We start from the raw sequence: 22,778 nt of genomic DNA on the forward strand, positions 1-22,778 counted from the left end.
AGGAACAGATGACCGAGGAAATATTGATAAAGTTTCTTTTAAAAGAAACAAGTGAAGAAGAAAGTATTGCTGTACAAAAATGGCTGGATGAGGCTACCTCTAACAGGGCCGAATTTACCCAGCTGGAAAGAATCTGGACTGCAAGTAAAAGTTTAAGTACTACCAGCAATGTTGATGAAGAACAGGCATGGACAAAATTCAAAGCAAGAACGGCTTCGGGATCAAAGGAAGCTATTGTGCGACCAATTAAGCAAAATTTCGGGTGGTTAAAAATTGCCGCTGTATTGGTTTTAGTAGCCGGAGCATGGATGATGTACAATGTATTTGGCCCCGCAAATTATACGGATCTTGTGGCCAGCAATAAGGTGATCGTTGAACACCTTCCCGACGGATCGGAAGTAACTTTGAATAAAAACTCGCAGATCAGCTATGTGACAGATTTTAAAGACGAACGCAGTGTGAGGCTTAAACAAGGTGATGTGTTTTTTAATGTGGCGCACGATAAATCAAAACCTTTTGTAATAAAGATTAATAAAGTATCGGTAACGGTTGTTGGTACTTCCTTTAATGTGAAACACTTAAAAGGAGAAACTGAGGTAATTGTAGAAACAGGTATTGTAAAAGTGAGCAATGGCAATGAAATGGTAGAGCTGCATAAAGGAGAGAAAGTTTTGATTAAAGAGGTATCGCCTAAATTGATTAAAGAGCAGAATACAGATCAGCTGTATAGCTATTACCGCAGCGGAAAGTTTGTATTCTATAAAACACCTCTTTGGAAGGTGGTAGAGGTTTTAAATGAGGCTTATGATGTGCATATCGTTATACAAGACCCTTCTATTGCCAATGAAACACTTAATACTACGCTTGAAGAGGCTAATCAATTAGATAAAAACCTGGGGTATATTAAAGAGACTATGCAGAATTTAAAAATAGATCGTAACGATGGACAGATCACGCTGTCTAAAATTAAATAATGAGATTAAAAATAATCATAGCCCTATTATTTATAACCGGATATTGTAAGGCCCAGTCGTCCGTAACCAATTACCTCCGTAATTTGGACAGAAGGGTTAATCTGGATATAAAACAACAACCGATTTCTGAGGTGCTCAACAAAATGAGTAAGGCAGGCGATTTCTATTTTTCGTACACAGGCTCTTTATTTAAGCAGGATAGCATAGTAAACCTGAAGGTGAAGGATATGCAGGTTAGAGACATACTTGACCGCTTATTTAACGGAAAAGTGGATTATAAAGAAACCGGACAGTACATTATACTTCGCTATGCAGCCAACCACCTGACTATTGAACCCGAAAATATTACCAGCGCGGATAAACTGTACATCATTAGCGGATATGTTATTGATACGGAAACGGGCAAAAAAATAAAACAGGCAAGCGTTTACGAAAAACGTTTACTCCAATCGACACTTACGGATAACGAGGGTTATTTCAGGCTTCGCTTTAAGGGTGAACATACGGACGTTACTTTAACGGCCAGTAAAGATACCTACAGGGATACTTCGCTGGTTTTTCTGGCTGATATTACAGTTAAGCCCGAAGGTTATAAAGAGGAAGATTCTGAGCAGGGCAGTGAGTTTTTTAATTCGATTGAGAACTCGGGAATCAGCAGGTTCTTTATTTCTTCAAAACAAAGAATGCAGAGTTTAAATATTCCTGATTTCTTTGCAAACACCCCCTTTCAGGCTTCGCTTACCCCCGGTTTAAGTACACATGGGATAATGAGTTCGCAGGTGATAAATAAAGTATCACTGAATATTTTAGGTGGTTATACTGCCGGAACAGATGGTGTTGAGGTGGCCGGTGTGTTTAACATTACCAAAGGAAACGTGAAGAAGTTGCAGGTAGCCGGTGTGTTTAATGGCGTGGGCGGCTCTGTAGATGGTGTACAGGTGGCTGGGGTGCTTAATGATGTAAGAACGAGTGTTAAAGGTGTGCAGGTTGCTGGTTTGCTTAACCACGTGAAAGAGAAGGCCGAAGGTTTTCAGATTGCAGGGCTTGCCAATGTGGTATCCAAGGATGCGAAAGGTATGCAAGTTGCAGGCCTGATCAATGTGGTATCTCAGGACACAAAGGGTTTTCAGATTGCAGGGCTTGGGAATCTGGCTTCTAAAAACCTTAATGGAATGCAAATAGCAGGTCTTGGTAACATCACCTCACAACGAATGAAGGGGACTCAGATTGCCGGTTTGTTTAATTACGCTAAGGAAATGGATGGTTTTCAGATTGGTATCGTAAATATTTCAGGAAAATCGGATGGCTATAGCCTAGGCCTGATCAATTTTGTTAAGAATGGCTATCATAAGCTTAGTTTCTCTACAAATGAGACCATAAATGCGAATGTTTCTTTTAAAATGGGGAATGCAAAGTTGTACAACATCATATTGGCTGGAAAAAACTTTGCCGATTCTGCTAATATTGAAACTGCGGGTTTAGGCTTTGGCCACGACTTTATATTCAGCAACAGATTCTCTGTAGCGGCCGAGATCACCTCTCAATATTTGTATCTGGGCAATTGGGATTACTCCAATTTCCTGCACAGGTTCCAGACCAACCTCCAGATTCAGTTGGTTAAAGGTATAACCGTATTTGGCGGACCGGTTTATTCTATTTACTCTACAGAAGCTCCTGAAGGTTCAAGCGGCAAAGGCTACAAACAAAACATAGCGCCCGCAAAGCATGATTACATCAGCAAAAGGGCTAAGGGTTGGATTGGCTGGAATGTGGGTATTACCATTATGTAGCGGTTAACATTTTTACCACTTCGGCTACTCCGGCGGTTGCGGTTTTTTCTATTTTAACTATGTTTTTATAATGGTCTACCTCAGGTATTTTAGGGTCAATTATGTATTTAACTGTGGTACGCGGAACAAAATTTATTAAACCTGCTGCCGGATAAACGGCCAGAGAAGTGCCTATCAGCATAAAAACATGGGCTTTTGAGCAAATTGAGGTAGCGGGGCCTATCATAGGCACATCTTCTCCAAACCAAACTACATGTGGCCTTAGTTGCGCGCCAAGTTCACAATACTCCCCTGTTTTAAGCTCCCATCCGTTTATCGGGTAAGTTAAATCGGGGTTCAGATCTGATTGTGAGCGGGTAATTACGCCGTGTAAATGGGTAACTTTTGTTGATCCGGCACGCTCATGCAAATCATCTATGTTTTGGGTAATGATGTGTACATCGAAAAACTCTTCGAGATCAGCAAGGGCTTTGTGAGCGGCGTTTGGCTTTGCTTCCAGCACTTGCTTCCTTCTTTGATTATAGAAGTCTTGTACCATTGCAGGATTGCGTTTCCAGGCCTCTGGTGTGGCTACATCGTAAACGTTGTATCCTTCCCACAGTCCATCGGTATCTCTGAAGGTTTTTAAACCGCTCTCGGCGCTGATGCCTGCTCCGGTTAATACTACAAGTTTTCTTTTCATAGAGAGTTGTTTGGTTTTTGAGTTAGCTGTTTGGTTAAAAGGCTGTGCAATTGCAAATGCCCTTTCCGCGGTCATCATATCGACGATAGGAGAGATCTCTTGGTTATGCCAATTTGCCTGGCACAGCTATTTAGTGATCAAGAGATCTCTCCTATCGTCGATATGACGAATTCCCCGAGATGACGGGGTGTGCTATTCGGTTCTCAGGATGACGAGCTACTTCAGTATGACTGACCACAACTAATTTCCTTTTAAATTTAAAAGGCTGTTCTTTAGAACAGCCTTCAATATTTCAATATAATATTAATATAATAAATACTTTAATTACAATTATACCGCTGTATTTGCTGATAAACTTAAACGGGGATACTTGGCTCTTAATACCTCAAATGCACCGAACATAACGGCACCGTAAGCAAGTGTTCCGTAAAGGAATAACCTTTCGTAAGGTACTGCTGCGCCTAAGCATTTAATGTATCCTGCCAGGGTTGGCTCGTACAATCCCGGGAAATACATCACACCAATATCGGCAACAATCCAGTGTACCAGAACTGCTAATACAGATGCACCAAGGAAACTTAATACCGTTACCTTTCTAATGATGAGCTTGGCAACCAGAACCATTAGCACAAACGCGATATAGGTCCAGTACCAGCCTGCATAAAAGAAGCCGTAACCAGATGTTTTTGCGATGAAAATATCGCTTAACAATAAAAGCAACAAGGGAAATCCGAAGGCTTTATAATTGTTATTAAAATATGCTCCTCCAAATAAGGCTATCGCCCCTACTGCAGAGAAATTTGCAATTTCTTTGAAATTATCAGAAAGTGGTGCAGCAACACGAATGAGGCTGATCACTACAATAATTAGCAAAAGAATGGCAGTACGTGGATTGAATTTAAATTCAGACATATTTTTAAAATTATAACACAAAGTTATATTATTTCTATGGTATAAAAAAACAAGGCATTTATTATGAAAACCGTTATATTTTAATGAAACACAAACGTTGCCGGGAAATAATATCCTTCGTAAGGAATCTTTTTAACTAAGTTACCCGATGTGGCATCGTAAAAGTAAATGTTGTTTACGCCATAATTGGTTCCATAACCGTCTTGAACTGTTGTGGTTACAATCTGGTTGGTTTTAGCATAATAACCAAGGTTCTTTTTGTAGAATGACTGCTTATCAGGAGTGGTTATAAAAGGCTGGTCAAGTGATGCTTTATTTCCTTCGATATATCTGTACAGCATTTTACCCCCGCCAAATCCCGGCGATTTTAACAGGTAAACGGTGTTTTCTTGGGTAGATGCGATTATTGGCGATGAAAACCAGGCAAACCATGTGCCTGCAGGTGTGAAAGGCAATTCTACACTATCGGTAGCTAAGGTTAAAGGATCGGAGTTATAAAGGAATTTTCCTTTTGTATACCATACTTTATTGTTTGGAGTTTGAGCAAAACCCAGCGTAACATCTTTTATTTTTTTAACTACTGTAAGATCTGCAGCATTGTAAATTACTGCTCCCTCTGATTGAGAAAGGGTGTAAACGTATTTTCCAGCTTTAAACATATCTCCTGTTTGGCCACTGGTTCCGGCAAGTTGTGTAGCGGCGTAAGTTTTAAGGTTGACTTTAAAGATACCTTTGCTGCTACTTAAAAGGCCATTGTTTTCGTCGAGACCTACAAAAGCACGCCAATCGCTTTGAGGCGATGCAGGAATACGGCCAATTTCTTTAAGTGTCTTAGCATCAGCTACTACAACAGGGCCACCTATTTTACTTACTACATATAAATTTTTATTGAATATGGTTGCAAACTGAATGGTTGAGCTTTTAGGCTCAAAGTCTTTTCCAGGGTTTTCTTTCTGAAAAACGCTGTCTTTTAATGTGCCTGAAACAGCGTCGAAAAAGGTTACTGAACCTGTACCATGACCATACCAGCCTTCGTTAATCACAAAGAATCCGTCTTCGAATTTTCCTTGCTCAGGTTGTTGAATTTCTTGGTTGTTGTCTTTTTTACAAGAAAATAGAGTTCCGGCTAATACTGCAAGTAAAAGCGATTTTTTAAAACTAAAGTTGTTCATTTAATTGTTTTGATTTCTTTGGAGCGGCTTATTATAAAATTGATTTAATTATTAATTGGGGAAATTATTTAGCCAGGTTTAAATCGGCAACACCTAATATTTCGGTCGACAGTTCGCCTAACCAGCCAAGATCTGCCTGGATACCCGTTTGAATTTTGATGAAATCTATGCCGGCAAGATGTACCACTTTACCGTCTTTATCGATAGCATTGGCAATATCTATATTGTCACCACCTACCTTATTATCGGCATACCCAAATTCAAATGGTGCACTGGTAATATATGTTGGCGTTTCAGGTTTAATGCCCGAGGAAGGCAGCAATGTGCCTTTAAGTGTGTATTCGTTACCTTCTACCCATGATGGAAATGCCTGTGAGGTAGCCCCTGCAATGGTAACTACACCGGTTTTTCCTTTATTGTCTTTCCATGATACGCTACCGCCTGTAGTTGGTTTTGTATAAGTTACTTCGTAATCGCGAACGTATCCTTCCTTGCCAAACTCACTTCCTTTTAGCTCGTACCAGGTATCATCAGGTTTACCGTTTCCATTCTCGTCCTGCATTACCCACACTACTCCGGGTTCTGCCCAGTTTGACTGGGCATTGCCATAAATAACAATGTCGTCTTTCTGATTTTCATTGATCACCGTATGGTCGAAACCGAGTACAATGTATCCACCCCAGGCACCCAGAGATACAATACCCTCTTTACCCTCGATGCTTTTTGCACCCTCTAGTGTTCCTAGAGATTTATTGGTGAATTGCCCCGGAGCTGGTAAATATTCAAATACTTTGGTTACGTAATTATTGCTTCCAGGATTTGAAGGCACTGTTGGGATGCCAACATTAACCACATATTTATAGTTAAAAGAGCCACTGCTATTTGTAGCAGTGTACTCTATGTTATATATACCTGCTTTTAGCGGGGTAAAATCGTAAGTGGAGGTATTACTGGTAACTTCACCTTCTAATTTCCATTCCTGATCATAAACCTTATCGTTGACATTAAAAGCTGAAAATGCGATCTTTTCATTGACCTTGCCGTTTATAGGGCTATCTTCAATTTTCATTTTAACCACCGGAGCCTGCTCTGCATCCTCGTCTTTTGTACAGGCAGATAGAACACTAATGCTCAATAAGGCGAAAAGTAGGTAATGTTTAATGTTCATAACAGGTTTACTTAAGGAATACAATATCGTTATTTATAGTTGTAATTGAATACCGCACTTTGAGGTAAAGTACCTGTAGCAAAGTCAAATTTCTTTTTACCATCGGCACCGAAACAGAAGAACTTGCCCGTAACTGCATAACCTGCAGCATCTCCAACGTAAACATCATTGTTTAGCGTATTTACAGTGATGCCATAAGGGGTTTTAATTGCAGTCTGATCTGTAACAAAATTTCCATTAAGTGTGCCAGTTGATATATCGAATGTTTTAAGATATGGATCTAGGTAATCACCAATTACAAAACCTTTTGTTCCTGTAATGTTCAAATACTCGAGACTAACTTCATTAGAGCTAACTTTTTTATCCGTTACGCTACTCAATTTAACCAGTTGAGCTGGAATATCTGCATAATTTCCTTTTACAACTGTAAACAGATCGCCATTTGCAGTTGCTGCAATTTTTGTAGAATTAAAACCAACATTGATGTCTAATTTCTTTGTAAATGTTGTTAGATCGACCACAGAAACTGATGTGCTATTGGGACTAGGGTAATCAAACTGATCAGAGTTTGTTACATATAATTTGCCGTTTACTATTGCCAAACCTTCTAATGCACCACCAACCTGAATTCTTGATTCGACAGCCAGACTTGCCGTATCAATTTTACTAATGTAACCATCGTAACCAGACACATATGCTTTGTTTTTATAGAAAGCTATGAAGCGAGGCATAAAATCTTTACTGTCATCAAAGAAGGGGATTCTTTTAATAGATTTTCCTGTTACTATGTTAATGACTTCAATATAGGAATCCTGCTTTGTGTCTTTTGCTCCTGTTACAGCGCAATACATTTTGCTGCCATATTGTTTTAAATCGGCGGCATTAGTTCCCAAAGGAATTGCATTTTTCAGTTTGAAATAATCTTGTGTGACTTCGTTTTTAGCAATGTCGTAATAAGTGATGGTACTATTGTTTGTCCCGCCAAAAAATCCTTCGCACAATACATACACACCGGCTGTAGAAACGGGTTGCGGATCTAATGCAGGAAGCCTGTCTTTTTTACAGGATGCTAATCCTAAAACACAACCAAGGATTGCGAGCAATCCTGGTTTTCTATAATTTAGTACTGGTTTATTCATGATTATTGTTTTTATATATTTTTATTAATATCCGTAATTAAATACTGCATGTTGTGGTAAAGGGCCGGTTGCAAACTCAAACTTCTTTTTACCATCGGCACCAAAGCAAAATGCTTTTCCTTCTGTTGCATAATTTTTATCGTCCCCTATGTAAACTTCGTTGCCTACCGGATTCAAGGTTATTCCGTAAATGCTCCCGATAATGGTATCGTCTGTGATAAACTCCTTACCCATTACACCGGTGCCTACATCAAATGGTTTTATAGATGCACCCCAATCCAGACTTAAATAAGCAGTATTACCTCCTATTGCCAATGCTCCTGCGCTGTATTCGTAGTTACCTGTAACCTTGTTTGTTGTACTGCTAATTCGTGTTAAACCTGGATTGATGTCGTCGTAATTACCCCATGAAATTACCAATAAATCTCCATTTCCTGCTGCTGCGATCCTAACCGGATTATGGATAACTTCGATATCCTGTGTTTTTATAAATGTGGTTAGATCCACAACAGAAACTACATCCTTTTTGCCGTTGGGATGAATCGGATGATCGGAATTGGTAACATAGATGTTGTTATTTACTACGGCCAGCCCTTCAAGTGCCCCACCCACTGCAACTCTTGAGTCAATAGCTAAAGTTGCTGTGTCTACACGGGTGATTTTTCCATCATAACCAGATACATAAGCTTTGTTTTTGTTAAAAGCTACATAACGTGGCATATATTCGCCGTCAGCATCAAAGAAAGGAATTCTCTTTAATGATTTTCCTGTAGCAACGTCTATAACTTCCAGATAAGAGTTTTTACCTCCTTGTATTCCTGAAACTACACAGTACATTTTACTGCCGTAGCGCTGTAAATCATTCGCGGTTTCGCCCAATGCATATCCGTTTACTTTTTTAAAGTAATCCTTTTCTGATGCGCCTGTTTTGACATTGTAGTATGAAATAGCGCCATTATTGTTATTCATGGTGCCTTCGCACAACATATAAACGCCAATGGTTTCTTTTGGCATTAAAGCTTCGGGTTCATCGCCACCGTTAACTTTATCTTTTTTACAGGCGATGGTTAGTGTAATAAACCCGCCTAAAAAGCAAAGTATGAGTTTGTTATAGTTCATCTTATAGATAATTACTTATTTTATATTTAAATCAGCGGCACCCCCTACTTCTGTAGATATTTCGCCAAGTAAAGTGTTTCCTTTTTCATTTTGACCAGTATATACCTTTACAAAATCAACAGCAGTAAGATTTACTTTGTTGCCGTTTTTATCCACGGCCCAGGATAGATCGAATGAGTTGTAACGTTTGTTATCGTAATCATCGCCGGTTGAATAGCTATCTGTATATCCCCATTCAAATGCGAGGTTTACGAAAATGCTCCCTATTTTACCCCATGTTGATTTCAGCAGAGTTCCTTTAAATTTGATGCTATCCTGGTTTGCAGCGAAAAGCGGATAATAGTTATGGTTATGAAATCTATTTACCTCAACGCTTCCTGCTTTACCTTGATTGTCTTTCCAGGTTACATTTGCTGTTGCTTTTGGGTTATAATAAGTGATTTCATAGTTTTTAATTGTTGTGGCGGCCGTATGCTCACTTCCTGCAAGTTCATACCATTCATCGTCGGGTAAACCGTTTCCATTTTTATCCTGACTAACCTGAACAATGCCTGGCTCAGACCATTGTTGTATTGGACCTAAAGGATTTCCATAAATAGCCAGGTCATTTCCATCTTTATTAATTATTGAATGATCAAACCCAAACGTAATGAAACCTCCATAGGCGCCCAACGATACCAAAATGGTATTTCTAACATCACCTATAATTTTCTGCGCGCCATCAGGACTGCCCAGAGACTCATTTATAAATTGACCAGGAGCCGGCTGATATTCATAGATCTTGGTGATAAACTTACTGCTCGTACTAGTTATTGGACGCGGTACGTAAGTATCTTCATCAATAGTTTTGTCGTCCTTTGAACAGGAGCTTAAACACAGCTGGAAAAGTAAAACTGCTGAAAGACCAAGAATTGCGTTTTGATTGAACTTCATTTTTAATTTAGATATGGTTATTTATATACAAATGCAAAGTGAGCGGGAATATCTCCGGTAGTGACCGACCATTTCTTTTTCCCGCTGGGATCAAAACAGTAAAGTGTGCCTGGTGAAACATAATTTTTGGCATCCGTAACCAGAACTTCCCTGGTAATGGGATGCACAGCTATTCCATAAGGAATGGTAATTGATTTCTCTGTTCCGTCTGTAATGAACTTCTGATTGAGTATTACTTCGTCTTTTACGTTGAGCATACCGTAGGTTATGGTGTATTTCGCTTCATTATAGTTCCATTCTGAACCATAGTAATAAGCGACATCTCCATCAATAGCCAGGTTGTTTACCGCGATGTTAAAAGTCTTTTTTACCTGATCTGTTTTAGTGTCTATTACAAACATTTTTGAGGGGATGTCAAAATAATTCCCTCTTGAGGTTACATAAAGATCACCATATTTATCAGCCTTTAATCGGTGTAAATTGATGGCTACATCTATTTGTTTGGTGACAGAAAATGTATTCAGGTCTATAACAGAAACGGTTCTTTCGTATTTCTGAGGACTATATCCGCCTGAATTTGCTACATAAAGCTTTTGACCTACAATAGCCATTTCTTCGGGCTGCCGGCCAACATTTACCCTTTTTATTTCAGTTAAGGAGCCAGTATCTATTTGGGCTACAATTCCTAATGGTGCATTAGGATCTCCTACTGTACCAAGATACGCGCTCACATAAGCTTTGCCTTGGTTAAATGTGATATACCGACAATTGGTGATGTTAATTTGTTTGATTCGTTTACCGGTTTTAACATCCAAAACCTCAATTTTATTGGATACGTTAACTACTACATATAGCTTGGAGCCATAAACCCCTATATCATTACCAACGTCACCTAATCCCTTTACTATTTCGGGGTTTACCTCATTATAAATGTTTCTTCTGTAAATTCCGGTAGTATAATCAAGGTAATCTAAAGATGCCTTGTTCATATTCATATTGCCCTCGTTCACGATATAAAATCCTTTAACCTGAGCGGATGGATCAGGAGGTAAAAGGCTTTCTTGTTGCTCAGGTACCGGCTTAAGGTCTTTACGACAAGATACCGTAAGTCCAACTGTAGTAATTAGAAGTACTAAACTAATCGCATTAAGTAATTTATTCTTTTTCATAAGTGCTAATAGTTATAGGTTAATCCAAAACGATAATAGCGACCGGGCATAGGGAAGTTCGTAATCACTTCATAATCCTGATTTAGCAGGTTATTGATTTCTGCGGTAAGGCGAATTTCCCGGCTATTTATTTTTGTGTTACAATGCAAGGCTAAATCATGAGTATACCATGGTTGCACATAGTTGTATACGTTATTTGTACTTTGATTATAACGTTCTCCGGTATAAATGAAGCTGTAATTCATTGAGAAATTTCTATACGCTGCACTTGCTAAAAATGATCCGCTGTGAATTGGCGTGTAAGGAATTAAATCCTTATAGCTTGCTGAGGTTTTATCTGCATCTATTGCCTTTTGATAGGTATAGGTAAGACCTGTTGTAAAGTTAATGTAATCGGTAAGCTGCCATGCAGATTGTATGTTCACATCTATCCCCTTGATTTCTACAAGCCCGAGGTTCTGCATACTCCATCTTGCCTGACTGTTTCCCGGAACGGCAACTATTTTGTTTTTAACTTTGTTATAATACGCATCTGCCTGTATAGAAAACTGGCTCAATATCCTACCCTCGTACCCTTTTATATAAGTAAACCCTAAATCGTATTGTTTTGTATACTCGGGTTTTAAAACGGTAAATCCGTAATTGGTGTAGTAGAGGTCGTTAAAGGTTGGCATACGGAAAATGCTTTTATAGAACGAACGCAGTCTAAACTCTTTCTGATTAAAAGGCTGCCATGAGAGCATAACCGTTGGTGTTAGTTCGTTTCTATTTTCATCTGCCGGTCCGCTTTGAGTCTTATCGTACTTAAGGGTGCTTAATAAGTTGGCCTGAATGTCAAATTTAGCAAAGCGAAATTGGGTAGCCAAAGCCGTTAAGATGGTGTTTCTTACGGGATATGAAAAGCGGTAGAGGTCTGCATTTAAATCATTCCGCTGGTAATCTGTAGACAATACAACATCCCAGTAATTGGTAATTTTAAACTTATTGGCCAGAGACACGTATATTTCCTGTAGATGAAAATTGTTTTCCTGTAATCCATCAACTGTTACGATATCCGGATTTAAGTAACGTTGATTGTCATTTGCATATTTGGCTGTTGCCAGCAAACTGTACTTACCTACATTCTTTTCATATGAAGATTGAGCGAAAAAGTTCTTATTCCACATCCGTTGTGAAAATGCAAACACGTTGTTGACAACCGCACCCGGCAAGCCCTGGTTGTCTTTATAACCATATAGTTTTACCTTCCACTTACTACTGTCGGGCAATACTCCGTTTAATCCCAGTTCCAACCTCATCGTTTCAATGTCGCCGTCTTTTCTTACTGCTGTAGTATCGTATACTCCATTGGTAGATCGGAATTTATATTTGCCATTGGCATTTTTATATTCCGCACTTAAGGTGCTGTAAACATTCTTACTTATTTTACTTTGCCACAATAAAGATGGATTTATAAGCCCGAATGACCCTCCTTTTACTGATGCACGAATTTTTTGGGTTCTACCGGCTGGAAAATCCGGTTGTTTTGACGTAAGATATAGTGAGCTGGCTGAGGCAAATCCCTTTGCAGATTGAAAAATGGAGCTTTTTTGTCCGTTATAAAGTTCTATCTCTTCGATATTATCCAATGAGAATTTACCAAGGTCTACCTGGCCATTTTGTGCATTGCCCAATTGCACGCCATCATAAAAAACTGCGGTGTGGTTAGTGCCCATGCTGCGCACATTAATGGTTTTTAAACCACCAATGCCACCATAATCTTTAAGCTGCACACCAGAAAAGAAACGAACAGCATCAGCTACTGAAAGGCTGTTTAGTTTTTCGAGCTCTGCCCCTGATAATATTTGTAAGGGTGTTGAAGAAGTTTGTCTCTTGGTGATCTTTATTTTCCTGATCTGTACTTCTTTAAGCTGATTAACCTTATTTACAGAATCTGTAGTGTTGCGTTTTATGGAATCGGTTTGGGCAAACGACTGAACAGCCATAAACATGCCCAGCCATATAATAGCCAGAAAAGTAAAAAAAATAGACTTTACGCCTGTAAAAGCGTTTTTACTTCTTTTCATTTTGTTGTGAGCTTATTACCCACAGCAAACAGTTAGATCAAGGAAATGAAATACAATAAACAAGCACTCACTCCAAGCTTCAATCCCCGAAAGCTATGAAATATTACCACTTATGGCAGGTCTTCTGACTTACTTCCGGTTATTCTGCCTTCCCAATCCTTAATCCCTTTTAAAGGATCAGAAAAAGTGGCCTTGATTTGAACACCGTTATGAAGCTTACAGCTGCGGGACAGTTACGGATTTACACCGTATTCCCTTTTAATCCCGAATAAGCACATCGGGAACCAAAAGCGATGCAAATGTACTTAAATAATTACCTTGAAGCAAGCCTGATTAGCTTTCTATATTAAATCAAATGCTCTTGCATATTGGCAGATCTCGTAATAAGAGTGCGTGTTGAGTTTTTGCTTGATGTTTTTTCTATGTGTTTCGACGGTGCTTGTTGAAATAAAAAGCTTTTCTGCTGTTTCTGAAGAGGATTTACCTAATGCCATTAAACCCAGGATTTCACGTTCCCGGGAACTTAATTTAGTGAAATGGTGGTAATTGTTGCGCAGAAAGTTGTTCTCTTCGAGCAGCCGAGATGCCTTAACGGTCATGTGGTGCATCGAATCAATCGGTAAAGCAATTGTTATGACAAGCAACGGCTTGTTTTCCTCGTCTCTGATATAAACCTTTACGCTAGACATATGCCAGTTCCAGTCGCTTGAATTTGAGAAACGAACCTGCTGAAAAAAAGTACACAGGTCCTCATCGTTATTTTGCTCTATTAAGCCAAGTATTTTAGGAACATAATCTTTAGCGTCATCTCCATTGAAATACCTGGTATAATATTCTTCGGCAGTTATTTTGGTGATATCCTCCAGAGAAACGCCAAGTTGCTGCAGCCCTCTTTCAGACATCCAGGCAACTGACCAGTCCCTAAGGTCGTGCAAAATAACAACGCCAGGCAGTTCGTCTGCTATTGCAGAAATTTTAGCTATAGCATCATCAATCTTACTTTGGATAAGGACGTTTTGACTCATATTTTGAAAGCAATAATAAAGATTGTAATTATCAGTTAAATATACGTAGTAATAATGTATTAGAGGTAATAAAATCCCTAAAAACAGGGATTGATTTTGCCATTATTTTACAGTCAATTTGCACAAAAATTAACTAATAGTAAAAACAGCTCACAATCGCGTTTTATCCTTATATTTATTCCCATTATTATTGTTATTATGATGATGAAGTTTGCCTCCTTTTTACTTGTTATGGTTAGCCTGAATGCAATGGCTCAGAAAACAGATACTACATTTATAGCGCAATTAATGCTTAAACACCCCGATCTTTTTGCAGGGGTATTAAACCATCCGCAAAAGAACCAGATCCAGGTTCTTTATACTCAGATCGACAGGGATGCGAGGCATAAGCCAGTTTTTAAAACCTATGGTTATAACCTGGACGACCACAGGTACTTTTACCCCGCAAGTACAGTTAAACTGGCAGCCGTAATTTTTGCACTTGAAAAAGTAAATGAACTTAAAATAGCCGGGTTTACCGCCAAAAGCACCATGATTACCGACAGTTCATATACTGCTCAAACTAAAGTCCTGGCCGATAGCACTGCTAAAAATGGACTGCCTTCTATTGAGCATTACATCAAAAAGATATTACTTACCAGCGATAATGATGCATTTAACCGATTGTTCGAGTTTATTGGTCGCGCTGAAATTAACAGCAAATTGAAGAAATACGGTTTTAACAACAGCCGTATCTTAAACCGGTTGGCTATAGGTGATGCGGGTGAAACGGCAAAACACACCAATCCTATTAAATTCTATAACGGAGATAAACTGGTGTACAGCCAGGCCGAACAGTACGATCCTAAAGAATATGTGCTTTCATTAACAAATACAGTTATGGGTACGGGTTATCTCGACAGCACAGATAAACTGGTAAATAAGCCTTTTAACCTCGAAAATAAGAATGCTTTTAGCATTTCTGATCAGCAGGCGATGATGAGGAAACTGATATATCCGGAGGCTTTCCCTATTAAGGAGCGGTTTAATTTAACGCCTGCCGATTACAAACTGATCTATACTTATATGAGCAAATTGCCGACTGAAAGTGATTACCCTGCTTATGACCCTAAAGAATTTTGGCCAACATACGCCAAAATGCTGTACTATGGCAGGGATAAGGATGCTCAAATTGATTCGAACATCAGGATATTTAATAAATATGGCGACTCCTACGGTTTCATTATCGACAATTCGTATTTCGTAGATTTCAAAAATAATATTGAATTCTTTCTTACAGCCGTTGTTCAATCAAATGAGGACGGCATTTTTAATGACAACAAATACGAATACGATACGGTATGCTTTCCCTTTATGAAAAACCTTGGCCGGACAATTTATGCGCATGAGCTGGAAAGGAAACGTAAAAGTGTACCTGACCTTAAAAAATTCAGGATGAAGTATAATTAACTATTCTTCATCTAATAATTGTGCTTTTATATCATCCAGTTTCTTTGCTTCTTCTTTTGCCAGAACCGGGAATTTAAGGTTTAGCTTTTCGAATGTTTCGGCCAGTATATGGCTGATTGCCAATCGTGCATACCATTTCTGATCGGCCGGAATAATATACCATGGGGCGTTTTCTGTTGAGGTGGCTGTTATTGCCTCCTCATAAGCAGTCATGTATTGTTTCCACAATTTGCGTTCTGCGATATCACCCGAAGCAAACTTCCAATTCTTTGCCGGATCATTTATTCTATCTAAAAACCGTTGCTTTTGCTCTTCTTTAGAAACATACAGAAAGATTTTTATGATAACTGTTCCGTTTTCATTTAGGTGTTGTTCAAAATTCCTGATGCTGTCATAACGCTTTTTCCAGAAAGCATTGTCTATCTTTTTTACATCCTGATATCCGGGAATGTTTTCATTAAGTACATATTCGGGATGTACTTTGCAAACGAGGACGTTTTCATAGTGGGAACGGTTATGAATTCCTATCCTACCCTTTTCCGGCAGGGCTTTATAATGGCGCCATAGAAAATCGTGGTCGTACTCTTCGGAATTTGGAGCCTTAAAACTGTAGACCTGGCAACCCTGTGGGTTTAAGCCAGACATTACATGCTGTATGGCGCTATCTTTCCCGGCAGCATCCATCGCCTGAAAAATAATTAATACAGAGCGCGTATTTTCTGCATATAGTGTTTCCTGAGCAGCATTTAACTTAAGTTTAATCTCTTCCAGCCTTTCCTTTCCTTCTTCTTTCTCCAGATTCCCCCTGTAGCGGGTATCATAGTTTTTAAGGGATACTTTTTTTCTGGGTGCTGCCAAATACTGTTCTATTTCATCTTTCATAAGCTACATGTTTAGCTAAATATAGAATAAAACTCAGAAAAAGCACTGCAGCCTCTGGATGATTTTTATCAAAAAGTACATTTCTTTAATCAAATTGGACAGTTTGCTTAAGTGTTTAATCTTTAAATTTGGTTTATTCCTATAGATAATAGTTAAACAATCGTGTTTCATGTGTAATATGCAGTACTTCTTCAAAAAATCCAATTTAGCTGTGCTAATCCTGTTTACAATCGTCTTGTTGTCAGTAAGCGCTCATGGGCAAACAAAGGCTACTTTTCGGAATTTCAATGATGCTTTTGAACAGGTTACAAGGTTTAGTACGGTTGGAGAAGCCATTGATGCTCATGATGGAGAGATTGCATTTTTTGAAGGTGTTTATTACCTGTATGGCACAAGTTATGGGTGCGGTTTTCAATGGGGTAAAAAAGAAGCACCTTTTTGTGGATTTAAAACCTATACTTCGACAGACATGGTGCATTGGACAGACAAAGGTTTTTTATTTGATGCAAAGATTCCGCTGTGGCAGTCGAGGTGTAATGGAAGCACTTATGGCTGTTTTCGCCCGCATGTAATTTTTAACAAAAAGACTTCTTTATATGTACTATGGATTAATGTTTACGACAATGTTTCAGGATTTCGGGTATTTACCAGTAAAAATCCTGCAGGTCCGTTTACTGAAGTTGCAGAACCAAAATTGGCGGTGAACGCAGATGCTCCTGCCGCTGGATTGAACAATGGTGATCATGATACTTTTGTAGATAAAGACGGGACCGGCTACCTCGCCTATACCGATTGGAGATCAAAAGGGACAATAGTGATTGAAAAATTGAATGATGATTACCTGAGTGGCAGTGGAACAGTTACCAAAGCGATTACACCGGGGCAAACAGAAGCTCCTTCTTTATTTGAAAGAAAGGGGATTTATTACCTTACTTATTCAGACCCTAACTGTGGCTATTGCGCTGGAACCGGTACCTCTTACCGAACGGCCAAAACACCGTTAGGCCCATGGTCTGAAGGAATTCAGATCAGTAATAATTCTTGCGGAGGCCAACCATCATTTGTTTCGCCGATAAAATTAACTTCGGGCATGATCTACCTCTACGGAAGTGACCTATGGAATAATGCTGCAAAAAATGAATCTCTTGCTAATTTTTACTGGGCACCTTTAAACTTTGCCGAGGATGGATCTATACTTCCGATGGTCTGTAAGAATGAGGTTACGCTTTCGCTTGCAACAGGCAGCAAGGGAAAACAGCAGGTGATTAAGGACGTGGATAATGATACGGGGATTAAAAACTTCAAAGGCTTTTGCGACATTAGTAATGAGATTCAACGTGGACAGGGCTTTAGGGCAAGCCGCACAGGAATTCTGAATATCGTTTCGATTACTACATTCCAGAACAATGATCCTGATGCCGATCTGATTATAATGATGTATCAGGCAGATGCATCTTTACTTCCTGTTGGGAAACCGCTAAAAACCATTAACATCGCTAAAGATTCGGTGAGCTGGTCGCCCTCAAATGTTATCGTTCGTCCAGATATTCCTGTTGTGGCAGGCAACCGCTATGTTTTGGTGTTAAAATCTGCTTCAAAAAAAGGAGCTTATGGGTTCATGTATCATGATGAAGCTACTGAACAAAATGCTGGTGCTTCTTACAGCTCGGATGGCGGTATCCATTATACAATTGAAAAGAATCGTAAAATAAAGTTTTTTACCACCATAAAACGGAAATAAAATCATAATCATAGAACAAGCTGGCTATTAATCGTTAACTATTAGGTATTAATAAGTTAATCATCAGCTTATAGCTTAAGGATACTTTAGCTAAGTATGATATCCTTAAAATTATCTGAAGACAGGTGTTATGAAGTGCTGATCTCGGTGCTGATTGCTATTAGCTTTTTTTCGTTATTTAATGAAGTGATGGAACCGGATGGAGCCTTATATGCCAGCATCTCTAAAAATATGATCCTGAGAAACGACTGGCTTAACCTTTATGTACATGGCAAAGACTGGCTGGATAAGCCGCATCTTCCTTTCTGGCTCGCTGCTGCAAGTTTTAAGCTTTTTGGGATATCTGCTTTTGCTTACAAACTCCCTTCATTTTTAATCAATCTGATGGGAACGTTTTATCTATATCGTTTTACTGCAGATCATTTTAACAGAAAAACTGCCCTGATCAGTGCTATTATATTTCTGACAAGTTTGCACGTATTGATCTCCAATTCTGATGTAAGAGCAGAAGCTTATCTTGCGGCTTTTGTTACAGCGGCCATTTACCATTACGACAGGGCACGTCAAAAATCTTTTTTACATATTGTTGCAGGGTCTTTTTTTGCAGCCTGCGCAGTAATGGTTAAAGGGATATTTGTTCTGGTTCCGATATTTTGTGGTTTTATTATTTACTGGGCTATAACCAGACAATTAAAGGAATTGTTAAAACCGAAATGGTGGATCGCCATTACACTTATTTTAATTTTTATAACTCCCGAACTATATTCCCTGTATGTGCAATTTGACCTGCATCCTGAAAAAACAGTATTTGGACAGCAAGGGGTATCAGGGCTTAGGTTCTTTTTCTGGGATAGTCAGTTTGGACGTTTCTTTAATACCGGCCCAATTAAAGGAAAAGGTGATCTATCCTTTTTCCTGCACACTACTTTATGGGCGTTTTTACCCTGGTCTGTACTGTTTTATGTGGCGGTAATCAACTTATTTAAAAAATCTTTAAGAATTGTTCTTCCACCCGAAACGATTATCATCTGGAGTTCGGCATTTATTACCTTTTTGTTGTTTTCATTTTCTAAATTTCAGCTTCCACATTATATACTGGTCATATTCCCTCAGTTTTCAATTATTACTGCCTTATATTTAATGAGGATCAGTGAAAAGAGGATCAAAACATTCCTTATTATACAAAATGTGATCTTCCTGATTGTAGTTTTACTGCTTGGCACAATTGCAGTTTGTTTCAAATTTCAGTTTTATGGGGCGGCACTTGCAATTTTACTAATCGCCGCAGTTAGTACTTTTTTACTGTTTAAAGGGGCATCCATTAAAACCATTGTAAGCAGAGGTGCAGTTTTATCAATTGGGATAATGAGCTTTCTTTACCTGTTCTTTTACCCTTCTATTTTAAAATACCAGTCGGGCATGGAAGCGGGCAAATGGCTGCAGGCAAACGACATAAAAGCCATCCCGGCTGTTTTCAGATATGACCATGCTTTCTCTTTTGATTTCTATGCAAATAAAGAAGTTAAATATCTATACGACGATGCTGATCTTGAAGAGACAAAGGATCAAAAAGAAACGGTGATCTATACCCACGAATCTGAGCTGCCCTATCTCAAAAGCAAATACAATTTAGAAATACTGAAGCAATTTGATTATTACCACATCACCAAACTGAAAGCAAAGTTTATACTGGCAAAAAGCCGCCCCTCGGTTCTGGAACATTTTTATCTGGTGAAAATTAAATAACAACACAGATGTGATCATCATCATGATTTCATGAATAATTGGGCTCCCAATTTATTATCTTTGTTTATGTTTTTTGATGCATAAAGCCTAAATTCATAGTAATTCCAGATGCTGAGAACTGGTATTTGTGTTCTTATTTTCCTGATTAACAATTGTTTTATAAATCTTTTTGCACTCTCAATTATACGCTAAATAGAATAAAGCAACTTGAAATATCAAATCAACCAGTTTATTAATTAATTGTGTTTATTTGCATTGCAAGTTTTAACACTATTTAACACTAACAGTTTTACGTTTTTTTTCATCTTTATCACATGTTTAAAGAAATTCGCAATAAGTACATCCGTTATTCGAGCATAGTTCTTTTTTGTATCATTATCTTCTTTTGTGCGTTGCAACTTAACTTTTTATGGTTATTTGGTTATTCTCCTTCCTCTAAAGATATAAAAGCCCCTACCCTTCGTGTAGGCTCAGAATTATACACAGCCGACGGCAAATTAATTGGCCGCTATTACAAAGAAAACCGTACTCCGGTAAATTTTAATGAAATAGCACCAAGTGTAATTAATGCACTTGTAGCAACTGAAGACGTACGCTTTTACAGCCACATGGGCATCGATTTTCGCTCCTTGTTATCAAGTGGAATATCTACCGCTACCGGCGATAAAAGAGGTGCAAGTACAATTACTCAGCAGTTGGCAAAAAATCTTTATCGCACACGTTACAATAAATCGCAAGGACTTTTAAGTCATATCCCGCTATTGCGGACGCTTATACCTAAGCTTAAAGAATGGCTCACGGCTGTTAAACTGGAATCTAATTATTCCAAAAACGACATCATAACCATGTACCTGAATACTGTTTCTTTTGGGAACAATGCTTATGGAATAAAAACAGCTGCAAGAATATACTTCGATAAGCAGACAAACGAACTGGATATACCGGAATCGGCCTTATTGGTAGGTATGTTAAAAGGTACCAGCTTATACAACCCTATAAAAAACCCTGATAGAGCATTAGAAAGACGCAACGTGGCTTTGGCTCAAATGAATAAATACAATTACATCAATGCTGCCCAGCTGGATAGTTTCAAAAACAAACCAATAAAGCTTAAAGAAGGACGTATTGATGAAGGCAGTGACGGCGATTCTTACCTAAGGGCTGCAGTGGATAAGTATCTGGAAAAATGGTGTGAAGATAATGGTTATGACCTTTATGAGGATGGTCTGAAAATTTATACCACAATAGATTCTAAACTGCAAAAATATGCAGAGGAAGCTGTTTCAGAGCAGATGAAAGTTATTCAGAAAAGATTTTATAACGTTTGGGGCACGGAAGATCCATGGGAAGATTCGGAAAAGAAAAAAGTAGATTATCCTGAACGTGCGAAGAAAAACTTACCCATTTATGCGCTTCTTCAAAAGAAATTCAGCAATTCTCCTGATTCTGTAGAAGCTTATTTCAACAAGAAAAAGAAAATGAAAATCTTCACGTGGAAAGGCGATAGAGATACACTCTTTTCGACCATGGATTCCATCAGGTATTATGGTAAAATAATGAATACCGGAATGATGACCATGGATCCATTTAATGGGAAGATTAAAGTTTGGGTTGGTGGTATTGATCATAAGTTCTTTAAATATGACCATGTAAATCAATCTAAAAGACAAGCGGGTTCTACCTTTAAACCATTTGCTTATTTAGCAGCTTTGGAATCAGGAATGAGTCCGTGTGATAAGTTTACGGACAAACCTGTCCGTATCTCTTACCAGGAAAATGGAAAGACAGAATATTGGGAGCCAAGAAATGCAGACTGGAGCAATAGCTATCGCGAAATGTCGCTGCGCTGGGCCATGGCTAAATCAGTAAACACCATTACTGCTCAGGTTACTGAAAAAGTAGGAGCGGAAAACGTGGTAAAATGGGCACATGAATGTGGTATTGACAGTCACCTGGCATCTGTACCTTCTGTGAGCCTTGGGCCAAATGATGTAACTGTATATGAAATGGTTAAAGCCTATGGGACCTTTTTAAATGGTGGTATCAAAACAGAGCCTATCCTTGTTGAAAAGGTTACTGACCTGGATGACAATGTGATTGAAGAATTTAAGCCGAAAACAAAAAGAACACTTACCGAAGAAATAGCCTGGTTAATGTTGTATATGCTTAGAGGTGGTATGGAAGAACCTGGTGGAACTTCGCAGGCGCTTTGGGAATGGGATTTATGGAAAAACAACAACCAGATTGGTGGCAAAACAGGAACATCATCTGATTATGTTGATGCCTGGTATATGGGGGTTACTAAGGATCTGGTCACGGGTGTTTGGGTTGGCTGCGACGAGCGTACGGCCCACTTTAAAAACGGGGAAACCGGTGAAGGTTCAAGAACTGCCCTGCCTATTTTCGCAAAATTTATGGAAAAGGTTTATAAGGATCAAAGTACCGGATATACAATGGGACCTTTCCCTAAATCGAAAGTTAAAATTACCAGGGATATTGATTGCCCTACACCTCGATATACTGTTGACACAACAAGTACCGACAGCATGGCTGTAGATTCTACGAATTTTGATGTTCCTGCAACTGAAGAAACACAACCTGTTCAACAGGATGTTGTAGTTCCTAAGCCCGAAGAAAATAAAACACCCGAACCTGCTAAACCACAACCGGCCACAGAAGCTCCCCTAACTAAAAAAGAAGAGCGTCAGTTAAAGAGAAAACAGCGCCAGGAAGAAAAGGAAAAAGAAAAAGAGAGAAAGAAAAACGAACAACAGTAGTTTTTAATATTTATAAATTATAACCAATAATAGT

Annotated in this window: 17 protein-coding genes and 1 riboswitch; of the genes, 6 read left to right on the forward strand and 11 right to left on the reverse strand. The window is 38.7% G+C overall.

Features of this window, described 5'->3' with window-relative positions:
- The first annotated feature begins 8 nt into the window (after window positions 1-8).
- Window positions 9-974 carry a FecR family protein gene (locus HQN86_RS23385; RefSeq protein ID WP_172663277.1) on the forward strand — a complete coding sequence of 322 codons (966 nt, stop codon included), beginning with the start codon at window positions 9-11 and terminating at the stop codon, window positions 972-974.
- A complete protein-coding gene (locus HQN86_RS23390; RefSeq protein WP_172663278.1) occupies window positions 974-2,764 on the forward strand; it encodes a peptidase associated/transthyretin-like domain-containing protein in 1,791 nt (596 codons plus the stop codon). Before HQN86_RS23385 ends, HQN86_RS23390 begins: the two co-directional genes overlap by 1 nt.
- Here the strand turns inward: HQN86_RS23390 and HQN86_RS23395 are convergent.
- The 10 genes from HQN86_RS23395 to HQN86_RS23440 all read right to left on the reverse strand — a co-directional run bounded on the left by HQN86_RS23395 (window position 2,757) and on the right by HQN86_RS23440 (window position 14,149).
- On the reverse strand, window positions 2,757-3,446 hold the full coding sequence (locus HQN86_RS23395; protein WP_172663279.1) for an SIR2 family NAD-dependent protein deacylase: 690 nt from the start codon (window positions 3,444-3,446) through the stop codon (window positions 2,757-2,759). The two genes, HQN86_RS23390 and HQN86_RS23395, sit on opposite strands and share 8 nt — an antisense overlap.
- 330 nt (window positions 3,447-3,776) lie before the next feature.
- Complete coding sequence (locus HQN86_RS23400) at window positions 3,777-4,358, reverse strand: DUF6580 family putative transport protein (RefSeq protein ID WP_172663280.1); 582 nt, start codon at window positions 4,356-4,358, stop codon at window positions 3,777-3,779.
- 80 nt (window positions 4,359-4,438) lie between these two features.
- The gene (locus HQN86_RS23405; protein ID WP_172663281.1) at window positions 4,439-5,530 is read right to left on the reverse strand and encodes a DUF5074 domain-containing protein; all 1,092 of its coding nucleotides are present in this window, start codon (window positions 5,528-5,530) and stop codon (window positions 4,439-4,441) included.
- A 64-nt stretch (window positions 5,531-5,594) separates the two neighbouring features.
- The gene (locus HQN86_RS23410) at window positions 5,595-6,698 is read right to left on the reverse strand and encodes a cell surface protein (protein ID WP_172663282.1); all 1,104 of its coding nucleotides are present in this window, start codon (window positions 6,696-6,698) and stop codon (window positions 5,595-5,597) included.
- A 29-nt stretch (window positions 6,699-6,727) separates the two neighbouring features.
- Window positions 6,728-7,837 (reverse strand): YncE family protein, encoded by a 1,110-nt coding sequence (locus tag HQN86_RS23415; protein ID WP_172663283.1) that lies wholly within the window; start codon window positions 7,835-7,837, stop codon window positions 6,728-6,730.
- Window positions 7,838-7,861: 24 nt separating this feature from the next.
- A complete protein-coding gene (locus HQN86_RS23420) occupies window positions 7,862-8,956 on the reverse strand; it encodes a YncE family protein (protein ID WP_172663284.1) in 1,095 nt (364 codons plus the stop codon).
- Between the two features lie 15 nt (window positions 8,957-8,971).
- Entirely contained in the window at window positions 8,972-9,889 is a 918-nt protein-coding gene (locus HQN86_RS23425) for a PKD domain-containing protein (RefSeq protein WP_172663285.1), read from the reverse strand.
- A gap of 17 nt (window positions 9,890-9,906) precedes the next feature.
- Entirely contained in the window at window positions 9,907-11,058 is a 1,152-nt protein-coding gene (locus HQN86_RS23430) for a YncE family protein (RefSeq protein ID WP_172663286.1), read from the reverse strand.
- Between the two features lie 5 nt (window positions 11,059-11,063).
- Entirely contained in the window at window positions 11,064-13,124 is a 2,061-nt protein-coding gene (locus HQN86_RS23435; RefSeq protein ID WP_172663287.1) for a TonB-dependent receptor, read from the reverse strand.
- A gap of 97 nt (window positions 13,125-13,221) precedes the next feature.
- Window positions 13,222-13,428: riboswitch (cobalamin riboswitch) on the reverse strand.
- Window positions 13,429-13,465: 37 nt separating this feature from the next.
- Complete coding sequence (locus tag HQN86_RS23440; protein WP_172663288.1) at window positions 13,466-14,149, reverse strand: response regulator transcription factor; 684 nt, start codon at window positions 14,147-14,149, stop codon at window positions 13,466-13,468.
- 198 nt (window positions 14,150-14,347) lie between these two features.
- Here HQN86_RS23440 and HQN86_RS23445 point away from each other — a divergent pair, with 198 nt between their 5' ends.
- A complete protein-coding gene (locus HQN86_RS23445) occupies window positions 14,348-15,598 on the forward strand; it encodes a serine hydrolase (protein ID WP_246269721.1) in 1,251 nt (416 codons plus the stop codon).
- Here the strand turns inward: HQN86_RS23445 and HQN86_RS23450 are convergent, their stop codons facing one another.
- A complete protein-coding gene (locus tag HQN86_RS23450) occupies window positions 15,599-16,480 on the reverse strand; it encodes a polyphosphate kinase 2 family protein (RefSeq protein WP_172663289.1) in 882 nt (293 codons plus the stop codon).
- Between the two features lie 178 nt (window positions 16,481-16,658).
- Here HQN86_RS23450 and HQN86_RS23455 point away from each other — a divergent pair, with 178 nt between their 5' ends.
- The 3 genes from HQN86_RS23455 to HQN86_RS23465 all read left to right on the forward strand — a co-directional run bounded on the left by HQN86_RS23455 (window position 16,659) and on the right by HQN86_RS23465 (window position 22,744).
- Window positions 16,659-18,221, forward strand: a complete 1,563-nt coding sequence (locus tag HQN86_RS23455) for a family 43 glycosylhydrolase (RefSeq protein WP_172663290.1) — start codon at window positions 16,659-16,661, stop codon at window positions 18,219-18,221.
- Between the two features lie 96 nt (window positions 18,222-18,317).
- Window positions 18,318-19,967 carry an ArnT family glycosyltransferase gene (locus HQN86_RS23460; protein ID WP_172663291.1) on the forward strand — a complete coding sequence of 550 codons (1,650 nt, stop codon included), beginning with the start codon at window positions 18,318-18,320 and terminating at the stop codon, window positions 19,965-19,967.
- 314 nt (window positions 19,968-20,281) lie between these two features.
- Window positions 20,282-22,744 carry a penicillin-binding protein 1A gene (locus HQN86_RS23465; protein ID WP_172663292.1) on the forward strand — a complete coding sequence of 821 codons (2,463 nt, stop codon included), beginning with the start codon at window positions 20,282-20,284 and terminating at the stop codon, window positions 22,742-22,744.
- Window positions 22,745-22,778 lie beyond the last annotated feature (34 nt).

It is taken from the genome of Pedobacter panaciterrae (assembly GCF_013204795.1).
GTDB classification, from domain to species: domain Bacteria; phylum Bacteroidota; class Bacteroidia; order Sphingobacteriales; family Sphingobacteriaceae; genus Pedobacter; species Pedobacter panaciterrae.

Coding starts and splice junctions, on each gene's coding strand:
- HQN86_RS23435 (WP_172663287.1), bottom strand. CDS start 13,124: ATGAAAAGAAGTAAAAACGCTTTTACAGGCGTAAAGTCTATTTTTTTT.
- HQN86_RS23445 (WP_246269721.1), top strand. CDS start 14,348: ATGATGATGAAGTTTGCCTCCTTTTTACTTGTTATGGTTAGCCTGAAT.
- HQN86_RS23400 (WP_172663280.1), bottom strand. CDS start 4,358: ATGTCTGAATTTAAATTCAATCCACGTACTGCCATTCTTTTGCTAATT.
- HQN86_RS23420 (WP_172663284.1), bottom strand. CDS start 8,956: ATGAACTATAACAAACTCATACTTTGCTTTTTAGGCGGGTTTATTACA.
- HQN86_RS23395 (WP_172663279.1), bottom strand. CDS start 3,446: ATGAAAAGAAAACTTGTAGTATTAACCGGAGCAGGCATCAGCGCCGAG.
- HQN86_RS23455 (WP_172663290.1), top strand. CDS start 16,659: ATGCAGTACTTCTTCAAAAAATCCAATTTAGCTGTGCTAATCCTGTTT.
- HQN86_RS23415 (WP_172663283.1), bottom strand. CDS start 7,837: ATGAATAAACCAGTACTAAATTATAGAAAACCAGGATTGCTCGCAATC.
- HQN86_RS23450 (WP_172663289.1), bottom strand. CDS start 16,480: ATGAAAGATGAAATAGAACAGTATTTGGCAGCACCCAGAAAAAAAGTA.
- HQN86_RS23385 (WP_172663277.1), top strand. CDS start 9: ATGACCGAGGAAATATTGATAAAGTTTCTTTTAAAAGAAACAAGTGAA.
- HQN86_RS23410 (WP_172663282.1), bottom strand. CDS start 6,698: ATGAACATTAAACATTACCTACTTTTCGCCTTATTGAGCATTAGTGTT.
- HQN86_RS23390 (WP_172663278.1), top strand. CDS start 974: ATGAGATTAAAAATAATCATAGCCCTATTATTTATAACCGGATATTGT.
- HQN86_RS23425 (WP_172663285.1), bottom strand. CDS start 9,889: ATGAAGTTCAATCAAAACGCAATTCTTGGTCTTTCAGCAGTTTTACTT.
- HQN86_RS23405 (WP_172663281.1), bottom strand. CDS start 5,530: ATGAACAACTTTAGTTTTAAAAAATCGCTTTTACTTGCAGTATTAGCC.
- HQN86_RS23465 (WP_172663292.1), top strand. CDS start 20,282: ATGTTTAAAGAAATTCGCAATAAGTACATCCGTTATTCGAGCATAGTT.
- HQN86_RS23440 (WP_172663288.1), bottom strand. CDS start 14,149: ATGAGTCAAAACGTCCTTATCCAAAGTAAGATTGATGATGCTATAGCT.
- HQN86_RS23430 (WP_172663286.1), bottom strand. CDS start 11,058: ATGAAAAAGAATAAATTACTTAATGCGATTAGTTTAGTACTTCTAATT.
- HQN86_RS23460 (WP_172663291.1), top strand. CDS start 18,318: ATGATATCCTTAAAATTATCTGAAGACAGGTGTTATGAAGTGCTGATC.